13 protein-coding genes are annotated in these 17,633 nt (G+C 56.8%); 9 read left to right on the top strand and 4 right to left on the bottom strand.

All coding sequences use genetic code 11. From position 1 onward, the window contains the following. Nucleotides 1–12: 12 nt before the first annotated feature. The 3 genes from mgtE to pnuC all read right to left on the bottom strand — a co-directional run bounded on the left by mgtE (nt 13) and on the right by pnuC (nt 3,129). The gene (mgtE, locus tag WBG04_RS16365) at nt 13–1,413 is read right to left on the bottom strand and encodes a magnesium transporter (RefSeq protein ID WP_424315625.1); all 1,401 of its coding nucleotides are present in this window, start codon (nt 1,411–1,413) and stop codon (nt 13–15) included. Nucleotides 1,414–1,501: 88 nt separating this feature from the next. Further along, a complete protein-coding gene (locus WBG04_RS16360; RefSeq protein WP_424315623.1) occupies nt 1,502–2,494 on the bottom strand; it encodes an AAA family ATPase in 993 nt (330 codons plus the stop codon). Continuing rightward, nucleotides 2,491–3,129 (bottom strand): nicotinamide riboside transporter PnuC, encoded by a 639-nt coding sequence (pnuC, locus tag WBG04_RS16355; RefSeq protein WP_424315621.1) that lies wholly within the window; start codon nt 3,127–3,129, stop codon nt 2,491–2,493. Before pnuC ends, WBG04_RS16360 begins: the two co-directional genes overlap by 4 nt. 305 nt (nt 3,130–3,434) lie before the next feature. Here pnuC and WBG04_RS16350 point away from each other — a divergent pair, with 305 nt between their 5' ends. Beyond that, nucleotides 3,435–4,475, top strand: coding sequence for a transposase (locus tag WBG04_RS16350; RefSeq protein ID WP_424315620.1), 1,041 nt, complete (start codon nt 3,435–3,437; stop codon nt 4,473–4,475). Nucleotides 4,476–4,512: 37 nt separating this feature from the next. On the opposite strand, the gene WBG04_RS16345 is transcribed toward WBG04_RS16350, so the two are convergent. After that, a complete protein-coding gene (locus WBG04_RS16345) occupies nt 4,513–5,226 on the bottom strand; it encodes a type I 3-dehydroquinate dehydratase (RefSeq protein ID WP_424315618.1) in 714 nt (237 codons plus the stop codon). A 160-nt stretch (nt 5,227–5,386) separates the two neighbouring features. Between WBG04_RS16345 and WBG04_RS16340 the strand changes: the two genes are divergently transcribed. The 8 genes from WBG04_RS16340 to WBG04_RS16305 all read left to right on the top strand — a co-directional run bounded on the left by WBG04_RS16340 (nt 5,387) and on the right by WBG04_RS16305 (nt 17,510). Beyond that, nucleotides 5,387–6,010, top strand: coding sequence for an Amuc_1102 family pilus-like protein (locus tag WBG04_RS16340; RefSeq protein ID WP_424315616.1), 624 nt, complete (start codon nt 5,387–5,389; stop codon nt 6,008–6,010). 50 nt (nt 6,011–6,060) lie between these two features. After that, nucleotides 6,061–7,869: an Amuc_1101 family PilM-like pilus complex protein gene (locus tag WBG04_RS16335; RefSeq protein ID WP_424315614.1), complete on the top strand. Its 1,809-nt coding sequence runs from the start codon at nt 6,061–6,063 to the stop codon at nt 7,867–7,869. Nucleotides 7,870–7,881: 12 nt separating this feature from the next. Continuing rightward, nucleotides 7,882–8,859, top strand: coding sequence for an Amuc_1100 family pilus-like protein (locus WBG04_RS16330; RefSeq protein WP_424315612.1), 978 nt, complete (start codon nt 7,882–7,884; stop codon nt 8,857–8,859). Between the two features lie 14 nt (nt 8,860–8,873). Continuing rightward, nucleotides 8,874–9,968, top strand: coding sequence for an Amuc_1099 family pilus-like system protein (locus WBG04_RS16325; RefSeq protein WP_424315610.1), 1,095 nt, complete (start codon nt 8,874–8,876; stop codon nt 9,966–9,968). Nucleotides 9,969–10,036: 68 nt separating this feature from the next. Further along, entirely contained in the window at nt 10,037–12,619 is a 2,583-nt protein-coding gene (locus WBG04_RS16320) for an Amuc_1098 family type IV pilus outer membrane protein (RefSeq protein WP_424315608.1), read from the top strand. 153 nt (nt 12,620–12,772) lie between these two features. After that, on the top strand, nt 12,773–14,692 hold the full coding sequence (gene rho / locus WBG04_RS16315) for a transcription termination factor Rho (protein ID WP_424315606.1): 1,920 nt from the start codon (nt 12,773–12,775) through the stop codon (nt 14,690–14,692). Between the two features lie 85 nt (nt 14,693–14,777). Continuing rightward, nucleotides 14,778–16,301, top strand: a complete 1,524-nt coding sequence (locus tag WBG04_RS16310; RefSeq protein WP_424315604.1) for a hypothetical protein — start codon at nt 14,778–14,780, stop codon at nt 16,299–16,301. A gap of 135 nt (nt 16,302–16,436) precedes the next feature. Then, nucleotides 16,437–17,510, top strand: a complete 1,074-nt coding sequence (locus WBG04_RS16305; protein WP_424315602.1) for a ribonuclease D — start codon at nt 16,437–16,439, stop codon at nt 17,508–17,510. The last annotated feature ends 123 nt before the right edge of the window (nt 17,511–17,633 follow it).

Raw genomic sequence — 17,633 nt, 5'->3', positions numbered from 1 at the left:
GATTTCAAACGGTCACAGCCCAAGCACAGCCTGGGCGATGGTAAAATAAATGACCATGCCGGAGACATCGACAACGGTGGTGATCGCCGGAGCAGCGACAACAGCCGGGTCGAGACGAATGGCACGGGCGCCGAGAGGAAGCAAGGCTCCGATGACCGTCGAGGTGGTAATTTGGGCGGCGAGGGCAATGGCAATCGTCATGCCAAAGCGAGTGAAGGTGATGCCCTCGGGCAACTCGGGGCGGAAGGCTGGGAGAATGAAGATGGTAAGCGCGGCGATTGAGCAGCCGAGAGTGCAGCCGAGGAAGATCCCGAGGCGAAGCTCCTTCCACAGGACACGGCTGGCGGTGCCAGGGATGAGTTCACCGAGTGACATGGCGCGGATGACCATGGTTGATGCCTGACCGCCGGTATTGCCGCCGGCGGCGACGACCATCGGCAGGTAGAGCGAGAGCAGGAAAATTTTCATCAAGGTGCCCTCGAAGCGCATCATGACGTAGCCCGAGGCAATCGCGAGCAGGGCGAGAAAAAAGAGCCAGACGAAGCGGCGTTTGAAGTGCGTGGCGACGGAGGCCTGGAGGTAGGTTTCCTCGACGGTTTCTCCGGCGATGCCCGCGAGTTTTTCCATGTCCTCGGTGCTCTCTTCCTGAAGAATCTCCATCGCATCATCGTGGGTGATGATCCCGAGCAGATGCCCGAACTCATCGACAACGGGAAGTACGATGAGATCGTACTTCAAGAGCAGGTTGGCGGCGTCTTCCTGGTCGGCGGTGGCGAGGATCCGTTGTTCCGGGCCGACCTCCTTCATGATGTCCCTGATCGGGGTGTTCCATGTGTTGAAAGCGAGGTCGCGCAAGCGAACCCGGCCGATGAGCCGGCCTTTGACATCGACCACGAAAATCCGGCTGAGGGTTTCGGTGCTTTCCTGTTCTCGCCGAAGCATGTCGATCGCCTCCTTGATCGTCATGTTGGCGAACAAGCGGCCGAAGCGGGTGGTCATGCGTCCGCCGGCAGTGTCCTCTTCGTAGCGCAGCAGGCTTCGGGTCAGTTCCTCGTCCTCGGGACCGAGCAGTCCGAGAAAGCGGAGCCGTGCCTCGTCGCCAACGTCCTGGAGAATGTCGACGCGGTCATCGTCGGATAGTTCGCGGAAGAGAATCTTCAGCTCGGACGGGCTGAAGTAGTCGAGCGCCTCCTCGATCATCGAGTCGGGGAGCTGGACGATCATATCGGCCGCGATCACCGGGCCGATGGTTTTTAGGATGAGCGAGTGCTTCTCCTCATCCGTGTCCTGATAGATATGGGCGAGGTCGGCATAGTGCATTTCACCCGCCAAGGCGCGGATGGCGCTCTGGTCTTCCGCCTCGATCGCACGCGCGAGATCTTCGATGGGCAAAGGTGCGATCTCGTCAGGCATGCGGCGAGTTTGGGGGCGGCCCAGCGTCACCGCAAGCCCGGGAAGGTGGCGATTGCGGGTGAGCCTTCACGTCGTGTCCTCCTTCAAGTCAATCACAGATCCAGGAGCGAACTTGAGCCATTCGGGAACGAAGGGGACCGTGAAGCGATTGGTGTGGTAGCTCCCTGAGTTGCTCGCGGTACCAGTCCTGACCCTTGGCTCGGAAACCAGAGTCGCGGCGGGTGCCGTCTTGTGAGAAAGGGAAGTCGTCATCGCAGAGAAAGAGGTGGTGATAGCTCCGCCCAGCCAGTTGCGTCAGCTCCGGTGCGGCGCGACCGAACATCTCACGTGAATAGAAGAGTGTCGTGAGTGGCGTGGTGTCGCAGAAGAGGAAGCGATGGGTTCCGTTTTCGAGGAGTGCGGCTTCTTCGCGGCGAACCTGTTCGCGAGCGATTGCAAGCATGTCTTCGAATGCGAGTCGCCCGTTTTTCAAATCCCAGAGTTCGCGACCGTACTCGGAGACGTGGCTTGTCTTGAAGTCCTCAGCCAGCGCGGCGGCGAGAGTGCTTTTTCCAGTGGATTCACCGCCGAGAAATGCAACTCGCTCGATGAAGCTGGCGTAGACTTCGGGTGACATGAAATGGCGGAGACCATGAATATCAGCACGCAGGGCCGTGCCGGAGATGGGAACCATCGTTCGTGCTTGATCCACTGAGATGTGGGCAACGGGCGAACCCTGTCTTTTTGCGAGATTTTCGGCGAAACCCAGGCCGTAGGCTTCACTTGAGAAAATCGCGTCGATGGGGAGGTCGATTTTTCGTTGTAGAACGGTGGCGCAGAAGGCGCGGTGAGTGAGGTCCGATTCTGTGTTGTTAGGTATCGGCTCCGAGGGGTGACTGAGGACGATCCGAGTCGTCTCAGGAAAGCGACATGCAAGCCACTCGGCGCGCCTTGACGGTCCGTAGCCCGGGAATTCGGGGCGGGAATAACTCAGGATGACGACATGATCGCAGTGCTGGAGGGCGGTGCGGATGGTATGTTCGTGACCGAGGTGGAGTGGTGCGAATTTTCCCACCACGAGGCCGGTGCGGAATGACTTCATGGGGAAGGCTCAGTGGAGGAATCGGACGGGATGAGGGAATCACCAAGAAGTTCGCGTCGCCAGCGAAAGAAGCCGATGGGGGCGTTGATCCAGAAAAGGGTGTAGAAAAAGGCGGTGATCCATAGTTCGCGAGAGGCGAATAGGAAGACCATGACGGTATTGGCAACGAACCAGAAGATCCAGGTCTCAAGCTTGCGACGCATCAAGAGTAGTTGCGCTGCAACACTGAGCGCGAGAACAGCCGAATCGATGAAAGGTGCATAGGCATCAGTGAATCGGTGGAGTAACCAGCCGTAGCCAATCGAAGCGAGCGCACCGAGTGGGATCGTCACGAACAGTTCGGAGGGATCCGAGCGGGTGATGGGGCGCTCGATACGTCTTCCCCGATGGTGAAGCCAGTGCCACCAACCGAGTGCGCTGGTGGCAATGAAGAAGACCTGCAGCGTGACGTCGGCGTAAAGCCGGGCAGTGAAAAAGAGCCATCCGAAGAGCGCGCAACCTGCGATCCCGGTCCACCAGGTATGAATCGAGTTGCGGGTGGCCAGCGCAATCGCGATGAGGTTGACCGTGTTGGCAACGATTTCCAACCAAGGAGGATTGCGGCAAAGTTCGTGGAGCGTTTCTGTGAATGTCATGGGTCGGCTCCGGGGAGGGGGGGCTGGTTTCATCGATGGTGGCGGATGCTCTGACAAGACAGCTATGGGTTTAGTGGGCGTCAGCAAAAGCGTAGGACAGACTTTGAGCCGCGATTCGGAGGATGAACTCACTGTTCTGATCGAGGGCGAATCACACAGTGGTAAAAGGTGGAGAAAAGGTCGTATTCACGTGGTTATTGCATGCGTCATCACTAATGGGATCGTAAAAAAGGTGTCACATAAATAAAAAAGGTGTCAGGTAATAAATCTTGCAATTTTCTCCGTTGGAGACTAACGATCTTCTCATGGGACGGGGGCCGAGAATCGAATTTCCTGGGGCGATCTACCATGTTTTGGCGCGCGGGGATGGTCGGGAGGACATTGTCCACGGCGACGATGATCGCTGGATGTTTCTGAGGACCCTCGGAGAGATGGCGAAGAGGACGGGGATCCGGGTGCATGCCTATGCCTTGATGGACAACCATTACCACCTTGTGCTCGAAACACCGAAGGCGAATCTCGTGGCGGGGATGCAGTGGTTCCAGACGACCTACACCCGCCGATTCAACGTGAAGAATGCCAAGTGGGGTCATCTTTTCGGTGGGCGCTACAAGTCGATCGTGGTGCAGGGTCGCAAGGGTCACTATTTCCGGCAATTACTGGACTACGTGCATCTGAATCCGGTGCGGGCAGGCTTGCTACGGAAGGCGGATGGGTTCGACAGCGCGGAGTGGACCAGCCTTCGGGAGTATCGCAAGCCGCCAAGCAAGCGCTTCGAATGGATGGAAACAGCGAAAGGCTTCGAGTGTTGTGAACTGAAGGACACGGTGGCAGGGCGTCGGAAGTTCATCGAACGACTTGAGCAACAGGTGGACTGGAGCAAAGCAAATGAGGCCGGGCGGGTGCTCTGGGAAGGGCAGGGCCTGCAATCGACACTGCGGCGCGGTTGGTATTTCGGGGAGCAAGCGTTTCGGGAGAAGTTGCTCAAGATCGCCGGCTTGGATGGGGAGGTGTCCGTGGTGAAGGATCGGAAACGCTACACGAGTGCCGAGTTGAAGGATTTGGACCTGAAGGTTGCGGAGAAGATCGTGAAGGAGGGTCTTCGGATTTTGAAGCTGGACAGGAAGGTGTTGCCGGGACTGCCCAAGAACGATCCGAGGAAGGCGCTCTTGGCTCACCTGCTGATGGAGCGCACCAGTGTGAGGCAGAAGTGGATTGTCGAGGAATTGGCGATGGGGAGCGCACCGTATGTGAGTCGCTTGGCGAGGGAAGTGCGGGAGAAGCTCGAGATGGGCGACAGGAAAACCGCGAAACTCAAGGATGAGATTGCAAGATTTATCACCTGACACTTTTTTAGGTGCCTCGAGATCGTCTTTTGAGGGGTCAGGCTTTGACGGTGGCGCTGATTGCCTCCTTGAGTTGGCGGGCGCTCCACTGGCCTGGGGCGGTGGGAGTGTGGCCGAGGTAGCCGTAGTTCAGGACTGAGCCGAGTTGCGCGAAGAGCACGCGTGAGACGGGTGCCAGCGGCCCCATGCCCATCAGCGATACCGGGTAATCCTTGGCCTGCTGAAGAAAGAGGGAAAGGGGGGCGAGCAGGTCCATGTTCCAGCCGAGTTCGACGGCCGCTTTGAAGCCTGAGGCTCCCGCATTTCTGGCGAGCATCCGCTGGGCGGAGAGTACATCGGGGCAGGAGGCCTCGGCGAAATTGTGGAAGGAGCCGATCCAGGGAAGGTCTTTGGCGGCCAGTTCTTCGATCAATGACTGCATCTCCGTGATCGAAGCCACTTCGATATCGATCAATGAAGCCACCTCGATCACGGACCGGAGGCGCGTCATTCTGGCCATGGCGTCCAGGTTGCCGGCGCCTCCCTCACTTCCCCGGCGCGCGGTGAACAGCAGCGGAAGTTCCATGAGCCGAAGCCAGGGCGCCTGTTCCAAATCCATTGGCTCCCAAGGCAATAGGTCGAGCCGGATCTCGACCAGATCGCAGGATTCGCGGATTTCGTGGATCGGAATGGAGTTCAGACTTTCGAGATCACCGAAGCTGCCGACGATGAGAGGAACACCAGCCTGGAGGTCGATGGGAATGCGGGGCACGGCGCAAGCGAAGCGTTCGGAGCGCGTGATTGTCAACCGCGTCAGTCGTCTGCTGAGTTTTCCATTGTGAATACAAGGGTAATTTTTCTCTTTCGATTACGGGCTTTCTTCTGGCCAATGCGGGCTACGAGGCCCTAGTTCTCTTGAAACCTCAACTTGTATGAAAAACTCACTTTCTCTGCTTCGTAAAGGCGCAGCCGTCGCTGCTGCGACCGCCGCCGTGCTCACTTCCTCTGCTTTTGGACAGGGTCAGCTCCAAATTGGGAAGATCGCCTTCGATAAGCTCCAGTCTCCTCAGGTGGCGACGGGAGACTCGAAAAGTTGGAAGCCGAAGGACTGGCTCGAGTTCGAGGTGGGCCTCACGCTTCCGGCAACCAATGCCGAGGAGAAGAAGTCGGGCTTCGTCGACAAGATTCTCGTCAAGTGGTCGGTGGCAGTCGAAAATCCTGACGGTAAGGGATTCATTCTTCTGACCAAAGACGTCACCCACATCAACGTTCCGATTGACGAAGAGGTTTACAGCTCGGTTTATCTTTCACCCAATACCGTCAAGCGAGTCACTGGTAGCGACTCCGTGAGCAGGGGATCGGTTGATCGGGTCATGGTCGAAGTGTTGGTCAACGGTCGCTCGATGGGTGCCGAGAGTTCGAAAGGAAAGCCTGACTGGGCCAATTCCCCGAGCCTCTCCGATCAATCCCGCCGCTTCCCTCTGCTCAACAAAATCGAAACCCCGTTCAAGATGCTCTGGTGGGATCGTTACGCTGAAATCGAGGAGCAGCGATAAGTTCTGCAAATCCCTTTCGAGCTCGCATACAATTTTTTCATTCACCCATCATGGCAGATAACCAGTCCACCGTCGCACTCAACATAGGGACGCAGCGGATCAGCATGGCCGTCTTCGAACCATCGAAGTCAGGCGGGCTCGTCCTCAAGTCCTACGACGCCGAATCCGTTCTGGCGGATCCCGCATCTGAAAGCACACGAGCCAGCCACATTCGGCAGGCCATTGCCGATCTCGCTGGCCGCCTGAAGGCCAAGGGCAAGGTCCGCTACACGATTTCCGGTCAGGCGGTCTTTATTCGTTTTGTCAAACTGCCGCCGCTGGACGACGACAACATCGAGCAGTTGGTAACCTTCGAGGCCCAGCAGCATGTGCCGTTCCCCTTGGAGGAGGTGGTCTGGGACTACGAGATCCTTGAGTCAGGTGGCGAAAAGGAAGTGGTGATCGTCGCCATCAAGGGGGATGCCTTGGAAGACATCAACGACAGCGTCAATGCCACCGGCTTGGGCACCGCCGAAGTCGATGTGGCACCGATGGCGCTCTACAATTCTTTCCGGGCGGCTTACCCGGACGTCACCGACCCGGTTCTTCTGATCGATGTCGGAGCCAAGACCAGCGATCTGCTCTACATCGAGGGTGACCGCTTTTTCACACGCAGTGCCGCGACAGGTGGTGCCACGGTGACCGCAGCGATTGCCAAGGAGTTCAACGTGCCTTTTGCGGAAGCGGAAGCGCACAAGACGCAGAATGGACTGGTTGCTCTTGGCGGTGGTCATACCGAGTCACTCGATGAGTCCACTGCAGCGCTTGCGATGTGCATCCGCAATGCGATGACCCGTCTTGCGACGGAGATTCCGCGCACTACCAATTACTATCGGAGCCAGCATGGAGGCAGTGCGCCGAAGCACGTGTTCCTTGCCGGTGGAGGGGCGAACCTTCCGTATGCCAAGGAGTTCTTCGAAGAGAAGCTGAAGCTGCCGGTGGACTATTTCAATCCACTTCCGGCCATCAGCATTGGCAAGGGTGTTGACACCGATCGGCTTTCAAAAGAAGCCCACACCATGGGTGAGCTTGTCGGTCTCGGGTTGCGCGGCATTGGAAAATCCAAGCTCAACATCGACCTGGTTCCTTCCAAGGTCGGGCAGGCGCGTGAATCGGAAAAGCGCAAGCCGTTCCTGATTGCCGCGGCGGCCCTGCTCGTGCTCGGCACGGGTGCGTGGGGTTTCTTCCAGATGAGTGCTGCCAGTTCAGCGAACGAAAAGAAGGAAGACATGGAGCGCCAGGCCGATAGCCTCAGAGGCCCGGCAGGCAAGCTCAACCAACTGGGCAAGCAGGAGGATCAGCTCCGGAACATTGCCAACGAGTACATCCAAATTGAGAAGCAGCGGACCTTCTGGCTCGATGCGCTTCAGGAACTCAAGGCGAGCTTTGCCAGCGACGCAGCGTGGATCGTCGATTACGAGCCACTCGCCAATTACAATCCGACAAATGAGCAGGCGCCCGGCAAGACGATCGTCAAACCCGACTTCGCACGGATCGCCTTTGGTAATTCGGCGCTCGAGAATATCGGTGGAGGTAATCCAAACAATCCGGTGAAGAAGGTTGCCAATGCCGTGAGAATCAAGGGTTTCTGGCGGGATAATCCGCGGAAATCGAACGTCGTCTACGATCTGCTCAACAAGCTGCGGGAGAATGCCGGTGCAAACAGCCACTACCGCTTTACAGTCGAGAGGGAAGGCAAGCAGGTCCCGCTCGAGGACAAGCAACTCGTCCCTCGACTGGATGCCGCTCCAGAGGAAGGGCAATTCGCCGCCTCCTTCGAAATCATCCTGCCTCTTTCAACTGAGGTTCCCTTCGAGTAACCCACTTAGATTATGAGTTTTCAAGAAAACCGCTTTCCCATCATCCTGGGGGCCACCACCGCCGTTCTCGTCGGAGGTCTGGCCTACTGGGGCATCTCCAGCTCCGGAAAATACGAGACTGCCAAGCAGGACTATGATGCCGCTGCCTCGGAGATTTCCAAACTGACCAAGGGGCCGGCTTATCCGGACTCCGCCAATGTCGCCGCCAAGGAAAAGGCTGTGTCGGAATACCGCGCCTCCGTTGATGGCTTGCAAAAGGCTTTTGACAAGTATCGGGCGACCAAGCTCGAGAACGTGGGTGTGGACGTCTTTGGTGATGCCTTGCGCAAGGCGCGCAATGAGTTGGTCGACAAGTTCGAGGCTTCAAAAACCGAAATGCCGGCGGACGCCCATCTGGGTCTTGGCATCTATACCCGTGAGACGGTCAATAAGAAGAATACCGGCGTCCTTCTCTATCAGTTGCAGGCTTTCGAGGAACTCTTTGACATGCTTGCCAATGCAAGGGTCGCAAAGGTCACCAACATCTACCGCCCGGAACTTCCCGAGGAGTCAAATAAGAAGGTCGATCTGCAAGGTCGCTCCTATCGGCAGCATCCGATCGAGATCACCTTCACTGGCCGCGAATCCTCTTTGCGGGATTTCCTGAGCGCTATCGATGATTCGGACAAGTTCGCCTACGTCGTTCGTGTGATCCGCATTCGAAATGAGCGGACCACGGCACCCAATGCCAAGGACGCACGCTTCGAGGTGCCCAAGGCGGCCGCCGCTGCGGATGCGAGCCCTTTCGGTGACGGAGGTTTTACCTTCCCTGACGAAGAAGAGCCCGCAGCGGAAGAGGAAGTCGCCGCTGAAGAGACTCCCGCAGAGCCGGCAGGACCTTCAGACAGCGGTCAGATTCTCAAGCAGGTCCTTGGCGACGAACTGACCGAGGTTTTCGTGCGAATCGATGTCATCCAGTTTCTTGATCCCAAGCCTCTCCCGAAAGGCTGAACCCTTTGTAATCCATGTCAAAAGCTCCAAAAAATATTGAAAAGATCCTGCTCGGCGTCGCCGTGGTGGCCGCTGGGGGACTTGTCTATCTGGGCATGTCCAAATCGAGTGCGGTGGGAGAGGAATTTAGCAGCAATCCGAGCGGCACGCACGGAACGGAAACCGAAATCAAGGGGGGAATGCTGGTGACCGAAACGGTTTCCTCGCGCACCGGCGACCGGACCCTCGATGTCGGCACCATTCCTTCTGACAAGCTCGAAGGGGGTCAGCGCGAGGTGAATCTTTTCATCGGTGTTCCTCTTTTCGCCAACCGGGACGATCCGAACAATCCGGTTGATCTGGTGACGAGTCCCGACGTGCATCCGCCGATTCCGAATGTTTGGTGGTTGAAGTACAATGTGTCACCTCAGTTCGCGGATTCCCCGCAGCGGGACGATGACGAAGATGGCTTTTCCAACATTGAGGAGTTTGAAGCCAACACCAATCCGGGCGATTCGAAGAGTCACCCACCACTGGTGGCCAAACTTTCCTACGTGAAGGATGAGTCCGAGCCATGGCGTGTGGAATTCGGCTTCGAATCCGGCGGGGCTTGGATCCCGAAATTGAGGACGGGTGCCTTGCCGGAAGAGCCTGGGCCGAAGAATCGGGTCGCCTTCGACAAGGGGCTTAAGCCGGGTGAATTGTTCTTCGCAGAAGAGCCGATGAAAAACCGATTCAAGTTCATCGAGATACAAGAGCGGACCGAGAAAAATGAGCGTATTGGAATTGACCAGACTCTGAGATACGGAATTTTCGAAGACCAGAAGCCAAATAAGTTGGGTCTGCGTTACGAAGTGCCAAATCGCCTTCCAAACGCCCAGCGTGCGGACTTCCAGCAATTCGACCGCACCGCAGTGTTCGATCTCCAGGCCCTCGGCATGGGTGGTCAGGAGTTCAAGGTCGAGGAGCGGACGAAGTTCGCACTGCCTCCAACAGCCGAAGAGAAAACTTACCTCCTCAAGGAAGTCACTCCCGAGTCCATCGTCGTCGAATGGCTGGATGAGGAAGGAAAAACTCAGTCGGTCACCATCCCCAAAGGCGGCCTCCCGGACATGAAAACTACCAAGTAAACACTGTGACAGCTTCAAAGAAAACGCTTTCCAAATGCCGGGATGATCGGCAAAACCCCTTCTCAACCATGCAAAAAACGCCAAAGCATTCCTATCGCACCACTCTAGCCGGCCTTCTGGCGGCGGCTTCCGTGATGCCGGTCGCCATGACCGTGGCCAATGCAGGTGAGGGATATTCCTCGGGTGGCTACAGCAGCCTTGCCCAGAAGGAAATGATCCGTCGCCAGCAACAGGTCGCCGAATCCGATCGTCTCCGTGACGAAGCCCGTGAAGCCTACGCCAGTGGCGATTACAAGGAAGCCTACGACAAGTATTCGGAAGCGCTTCAAATCCTTCCGGACGCACCGCTTCTTCAGGATCGCCGGGACTTCCTCAAGAAGTCGCTTGGTGATGCGTCGGTCGCCTTGGCTGAACAGTATCGCCGCACTGGCAAGTATGATGAGGCCCATCAACTGGTCGACGCCGTGCTTGAAGTTGATCCCGACAACATCGCCGCCAAGACCAAGTCGGAGTGGCTCGATGATCCGATTCGGACCAACCCGGCGCTTACTTACGAACACACCCAGGATGTCGACGCTGTCCGTCGTGGACTCTACATGGCTGAGGGTGCCTTTGATCTCGGCAAATATGATCAGGCCAAGGAGGAGTATGATAAGGTCATTCGCATCGATCCTTACAACACCGCCGCCCGCCGTGGACTCGAGCGTGTGAACGCCGCCAAGACCGACTATTACCGCGCTGCCTACGATCAAGCTCGCGCTGAGCTGCTGATGCAGGTTGACCGTGCATGGGAACTGGCCGTGCCACCCGATGAGCCACAGATCGATATCGGTACCAGCGGTCCGGCCACCACTTCAGTCGGAGCGACACTGATTCTCCAGAAGCTTAGGAACATCATTATTCCGATCATCGACTTTGAGGATACCTCGGTCGAGGAAGCCATCGATTACCTTCGTGTCCGCTCGATCGAGCTCGACACCTGGGAAATGGACCCTGACAGGAAGGGCATCAACTTTGTCATCCGCAAGCCTCGTGCAGGTGGTGGTGATGATGGTCTGAGTGCTGATGGTGGAGCTTCAGCTGATGTCGGCACCGCCCGTATCAACGAACTCCGTCTGCGCAACGTGCCGCTTGCTGAAGCGCTCAACTACATCTGCGAGGCGACCCGCCTGCGTTGGTCGGTTGACGATTTCGCCGTCACCATCAAGCCAGCGACCGAAACCGGTGAGGATCTCTTCACCCGGACTTTCAATGTCCCACCTGACTTCGTCACCCGCATCAGCGAAGGTGGCGGCGGTGACGGTGGTGGTGGAGATGTCGACCCATTTGCCGCTCCTAGCGACGGTGGTGGCAGTTCACTCAAGCCGAAGATGAATGTGGTGGAAGCCCTGAAGTCGAACGGTGTGAAGTTCCCGACCGATGCTTCGGCTCAGTTCTTCTCTGCGAACAGCACCCTGATGGTGCGCAACACGCCAAGCAACCTCGATATGGTTGAGACGATTGTTGCCAGCATTCAGGACCTTGCTCCGAAGCAGGTGAAGATCTCGACGAAGTTCGTGGAGGTTTCCCAAGAGAATTCGGACGAACTCAGCTTCGACTGGATCGTGACTCCGTTCGGTATTGCTCAGGACACGACTTTCCTTGGCGGTGGCACCGTCGGAAGTGGACAGTCCAGAACCAATGCCGACTTCATCTCGCCCGTGGATGGTGTGACCATTCCGGGAATTCCGGCGACACCGGGTGCTGATGTCACCAACATCATTGGTGCTGGTAACCGTTCCGGAGACGGCGCGATTACCCGTAACAGCATCAACTCGATCCTCAACAATCCGAACCGGACGGCTCAAACGGCAAGTCCCGCCCCTGGCATCCTTGCCCTCACCGGTCTGTTCTCCGACGGTCAGGTGCAGCTGATCATGCGCGGTCTTTCCCAGAAGAAGGGTTCGGACCTGATGACGGCACCAAGCGTGACCGCCCGTTCGGGTGAGAAGGCGACCATCGAGATCATTCGTGAGTTTATCTATCCTACCGAATACGAGCCACCTGAACTTCCAAACAGCGTCGGTGGTGGCTTTGGTGGTGGCGGTGGCGGCCTCGTTGGAGGCGGCAGCCAGAGCTTCCCGGTGACTCCCGCGACTCCGACGTCCTTTGAGACACGGAATACGGGTGTGACCCTCGAAATCGCGCCGAACATTGGAGCCAATAACTTCGTGATCGACCTGAACTTTGCTCCGGAGATCGTCGAATTCGAAGGCTTCATCAACTACGGTAGCCCGATTCAGTCGCCATCGACCGATTTGCTGGGTAACCCGACGACGGTGACCATCACGGAAAACCGGATCGAAATGCCGGTCTTCTCCAAGCGCAGTGTGACGACCGCACTCACCATCTTTGACGGCTACACCGTCGCGGTCGGTGGTCTGATGCGTGAAGACGTCCAGAACGTGGAAGACAAGGTGCCGATTCTTGGCGACATCCCGTTCATCGGCCGTCTCTTCCAGAGCCGTGCTGAGAACCGGATCAAGAGCAACCTGATCATCTTCGTTACCGCGAACATCATCGATGCGACCGGTCGGAACATTAAGGACAAGGTGGAACCAGTCAGCGACCTTGGAGGTGGTGTCGACGGCGTCCTGCCACCGCTCCAGTGATCAATTCCTGATTATTCCCAGCGGGCGGAGGGTTTTTCCCTCCGCCCGCTTTTTTTTATCTCGATGGAACGAGGCTGGCAGTATTCCAGGCAATTTGAACCAGATCCGAGGTTCCCGCTGGATCGTCGCAAGCGTCGACACTAGTTTCCTGAGATGCTCGTTCTTGGACTTACAGGGGGAATTGCCAGCGGCAAGTCGACCGCCTGCGACATGCTGAAGGCACTCTGCCCGAAGCTTGGCTTTTTTGACTCAGACCGCTGCGTCAGAGCCCTTCTCGAGACCCATCGGGAAGTTGAGAACGAGGTCGCGGCGGTTTTTGGGGACTCTTGCCGATTGCCGGCGGGTGGGGTGGACCGGTCGGCTCTGAGGGCGATCGTGTTCGGAGACTCGGGCGCGCGGGAACAGCTGGAAAAAATTCTCCACCCCCGGGTTCAGGAGGAATGTCTTGAATCGCTGGAATCTGCGCGCAAACTCTCCTCGCCGTTGTTCGTTGCGGATGTTCCGCTACTGTTTGAAACCGACTTCGATTTTGGACAGGCACTCAATCTCCTGGTGGCGACAAGTTGGGACACCCAACTTGAGCGTCTCAAGCAACGCAACGGCTTCGACGATGCCTTGGCCCGTTCGATTCTAGCCGCCCAGATGGGGGCGGAGGAAAAGATCCGGCGGGCGGATGTTGTTTTTTGGAACGAAGGGCCGCGAGATCAACTGAGATCGCAGCTCACCCGCTTCCTGCATTTCCACGCCATTATGAGCGAAGATACCCCAGACACCGAGACCGCGGCTGCGCCCGAAATTGAAACCGACGCCGTCGAGGCTCCGGTGATCGACATCAATGAATTTCGTCAGAAGTCGCTGGCTGAACTCCAGTCGATGGCTGAGGCCGTGCCCGGTCGCATGCCGATCGCCCCGACCAAAGCGCAGTTGATTTTTGAATTGCTGACCTTTCAAGCCCGCGAAGGCGCGGTGCTGGTCGGTGAGGGCATCGTCGAACAGGCAAAAGAGAACTATGCGATGCTGCGTGATCCAGCCCGGAGTTTCCGAACAGCACCCGATGACTTGCACCTGAATGGCAACCTGCTGAAGGATCACGGCATTCGCCCGGGCAACCGGGTCAAGGTGAGGGTTCGTTGTCCGCGCGATCGGGACAAGTTTCTGAGCGCGATCGAAGTGCTTGAGATCGAGGGAGTGCCTGTCGATGAATTCGAAGCAGGCAAGGATTTTGACAAGCTCACGCCGCTTTTCCCTGAGGAGCGAATCATCCTCGAAGGGGAGGGAGTGGATTTTCTGAGTCCGCGGGCGATCGATTTGATCGCGCCGCTTGGCAAGGGCCAGCGAGGCCTGATTGTGGCCCCGCCACGAGGAGGAAAGACCATTTTGCTCAAGCAAATCGCGCGCTCGATTCACGCCAACCATCCCGAAATCGAGCTGATCGTGGTGTTGCTTGATGAGCGCCCCGAGGAGGTCACCGATTTCGAGGAAACGGTTGGCGCAACGGTTTTCGCCTCAACCTTCGACGAACCTGCAAAACGCCACGCGCAGGTGGCTGATCTGGTGATTGAACGCGCTCGGCGGCTGGTTGAGCAGAAAAAGGACGTCGTGCTGCTGCTGGATAGTTTGACGCGCCTCGCCCGGGGGCATAATTCCGCGTCTCAAGGTGGACCGATTGGAAGTGGAGGCGTCAGCCCGGCAGCCCTTCAGAAATCGCGAAAATTCTTCGGAAATGCCCGCAATGTGGAAGAGGGGGGGAGTCTGACGGTGCTTGCGACGGCCTTGATCGAGACGGAAAGTCGCATGGACGACGTAATTTTTGAGGAATTCAAAGGAACGGGAAACATGGAGGTCCGGCTCGACCGAGAGTTGGCCGAACGGCGGATTTACCCGGCGATCCACATCCCTCAAAGTGGGACTCGAAATGACGATCGGCTCTACCATCCCGATGAATTTGCCAAAGTGGTCGATATTCGGCGTCAGTTGGCTCAGCTGCCTGTGGGTGAAGCGATTGAGACGCTGATGAAGAATCTCGGGACCACGAAGAGCAATACCGAGCTTCTTCTTCGAGGATTGCGCTAGATTGCTTGAAAAGTCGACAAAGGGGTGGGCTCGAGAACAGAGAAAACGCTTGTCACCAAGGGGGGGAAAGACGAGCTTCTTCGCAATGAAACCCCTTTCAAAGCTCTTCATATCAGCGTTTGCACTGGTCGCGTCAGCGGTTCCTGCTTCGTCTGAGATCATCTTGACCTTTTCGACGGGTCAGGACTTCCTGCAGCGTGGACAGGCCGCGCTCGATTTCCGCGGCGGCGATCTGTTTGTCGGCTTCCGTGATGGCGGCGTGTCCTTTGCTCAATGCGTCGATGACCCTTCTCCCGTCATCGTCCGTCCCTATATTTTCTGTCCGATCGGGACTACGGGTTTCATCGCAAGCGGTGACTTTAATGGTGACGGTGTGCGGGACGACCTGAGCTTCTATTCGATCTCTCAGGTGATTCCCGCCATCCTTGTCGAACCCTTCCTGCCGGATCTCTGCCAGTTGATCTCGGCTCCTCCATCGGAACTTCCCCGGCCTCTTGGCCCCTTTGTTGATCGCGGTTCCATCATTTTCTTCAACATCCTGACGGTAGCGGTGCGTCAGTACAATGTGAGCATCTACGAGTTTGCGCGCAATTATCCGCCAGGGCCCAATGGCCTTGCGCAGTTCAATCGCGAGATCGTCTATGGTACTTACCAATTTGTTTTCCCTCGCTTGGGCGATCCTTTGCGCTTCGTCCCCATTGCAGTCAGCTTCACTTCGATTCCAGAGGCTCTTAATCCTGCGCTGAATTTGCAGGTGAATCCATTCCAGTTTACCTCGGGAATCTATGACGCCAATGGCAATTACCTGATGGATCACCGACTTACCACCGAGGTCACATGGGTTGGAAATGATCCTTCCAACACCTCTCCAGCGACCGACCAAATCAGGATCAGTATTCTCGATGAAAACGAGGATGCGGTGCTTTTCCCTCCCAGTGGTGGCACTGATCCTGATACCGGCGAAGAGGGTGAGAACGCAGCACCGAGTCTCGTTCTCGATAGCCCTCTCGAACAGAGATACATCCTTCCGCCGCTCCTTAGCGGTTTCGAGGATCCCGCCAATCCCGAGAATGTGTTTGGACAGCAGGCATTCTTTCGTCTTCGCTTTCAGCGCTTTCGCGGCACCAGTGCGATTGCATTCGATACTTCGACCCGACTGTTCAGCTTTAAGATTCTGTTCGTGGATTCTTACCAAGGTTACAGAATCGCTAGCTTCCCGACGGGCCAGCCGGATAATATTACATCTGCCAACGCTGATTTTGATGGTGACGGCCAGACCAACGTTCAGGAGTATGCGCTTTTGGGTGACCCAACGGATGCGGCTATCATGTATCCCGCTAGCGTGGTGACACCTACCGTGGACACCGAAGGGAAGGTTTCGTTTACGATGGCCAAACGCCCGTTTGGTGCGGCTACCTATCAGTATCGGATTTCGACTGATGGCGGAGAAAGATATTCGACCATCACTCCCAACGATCAGGTTTGGGATATTGTTCAGAACGATGATACTGCTTATGTGATCACGACCAAAGAGGCGGCCGATCCTGCGGATTTCCTGGCGCTGCCTCTGATCCGTGAGATTCCTATCCGTGAGGTTTCCGTTCGTTAATTGAGGCAGGGTTTGGGGAATGGATCCCGCTTTCTGTGGTCCAAGATCGCGGACTGTCTCAGGCTGGGTGATTCTTACTTCGTGTAAGGAAAGCCGTCTGCCGCTCTGATTGCCCCCCACTTGAATCGTAGAGAGATGGAAACTGGAGAAAGCGAAATGATCGACACCCCTGACGGATTGGATCGATTGTTGAGCCCTTTGTCACCCGGGGAGGTTTGTGCCATCGATACCGAGGCTGACAGCCTGCATCGTTACAAGGAGTCGCTGTGTCTGATTCAGTTTGCTGTGGGATCTGAGTCGGTGTTGATTGATCCTCTCGCTCTGGACCAGATGGATGCTCTCGGCAGCTTTCTCCGCACGGCGACGGTGTGGATGCATGGGGCGGACTACGACATGACGATGCTGCGCCGGGAATTCGACGAAATTTCTCCGGTCGTTTACGACACCCAAATCGGAGCACGCCTACTGGGTGTGCAAAAATTTGGGCTGGCGAATCTGGTGGAGCATTATTTTGGAGTCGTCTTGTCCAAGACTTCCCAGAAGGCCGACTGGGGGAAGCGACCCTTATCATCCAAAATGAGGGAGTATGCACTGAACGATGTTCGCTATCTTTTGCCGATGGGGGAGAGGATTGTCGAAGAGCTCAAGGAGAAGGGCCGATACGAGTGGTTCGTGGAGAGCTGCGATGCCGCACGACAAAAGGTTCTGGAGCGGGACGAGTTGAAGGAGGATCCGTGGCGGGTTCAGGGATCGGGACGCTTGGACAGGAAGGGATTGAACTATCTTCGTGCCTTGTGGCAGTGGCGTGATGGGGAAGCGGAGAGCTGGGATCGTCCTTCCTTCATGGTGGCGACGAATCGAAATCTTCTCGAGTGGAGCGGCAGCCTCGCCGCCGGCAAGAAGGTTGAATTTCCCGGTCACTTTCGGTCCGATCGCCGTCGCCGACTTGAAGCCGCCTTGTCGAAGGCAGGAAAGCAAGCACCCACAGATTTTCCAGAGAAGATCAAGGGTCTGCGTCGACGGAGAGACAGCGATTTCGAGAATCGGGTCAACGAGATGCTGGCCATCCGTGATCGCAAGGCCGAGGAGCTTGAAATTGATTCATCGTTGATTGCCTCGCGAGCCGTCATCGAAACTCTGATGAGTGATGATGAAGGTGCTGATGATTTGTTGTTGAAGTGGCAAAAAGAGTGTCTGGACCTGGTCTGATCCGAGGAGCTGGAGTTCGCAATTCCCCTCACAATCGAGTCACCCGAAGCCGCTAAGAATCAGCTCATTGATGCTGGCTCGAGAGCCTTGAAAAAAGGACCGAATTTCGGGTGATCGGCCTTG

Origin of the sequence: Haloferula sp., assembly GCF_049672945.1 — a bacterium.
Classification (GTDB): domain Bacteria; phylum Verrucomicrobiota; class Verrucomicrobiia; order Verrucomicrobiales; family Akkermansiaceae; genus Haloferula.
The sequence above is the reverse complement of the archived record's forward strand: the minus strand, read 5'-3'. Positions and strand labels throughout refer to the sequence as shown.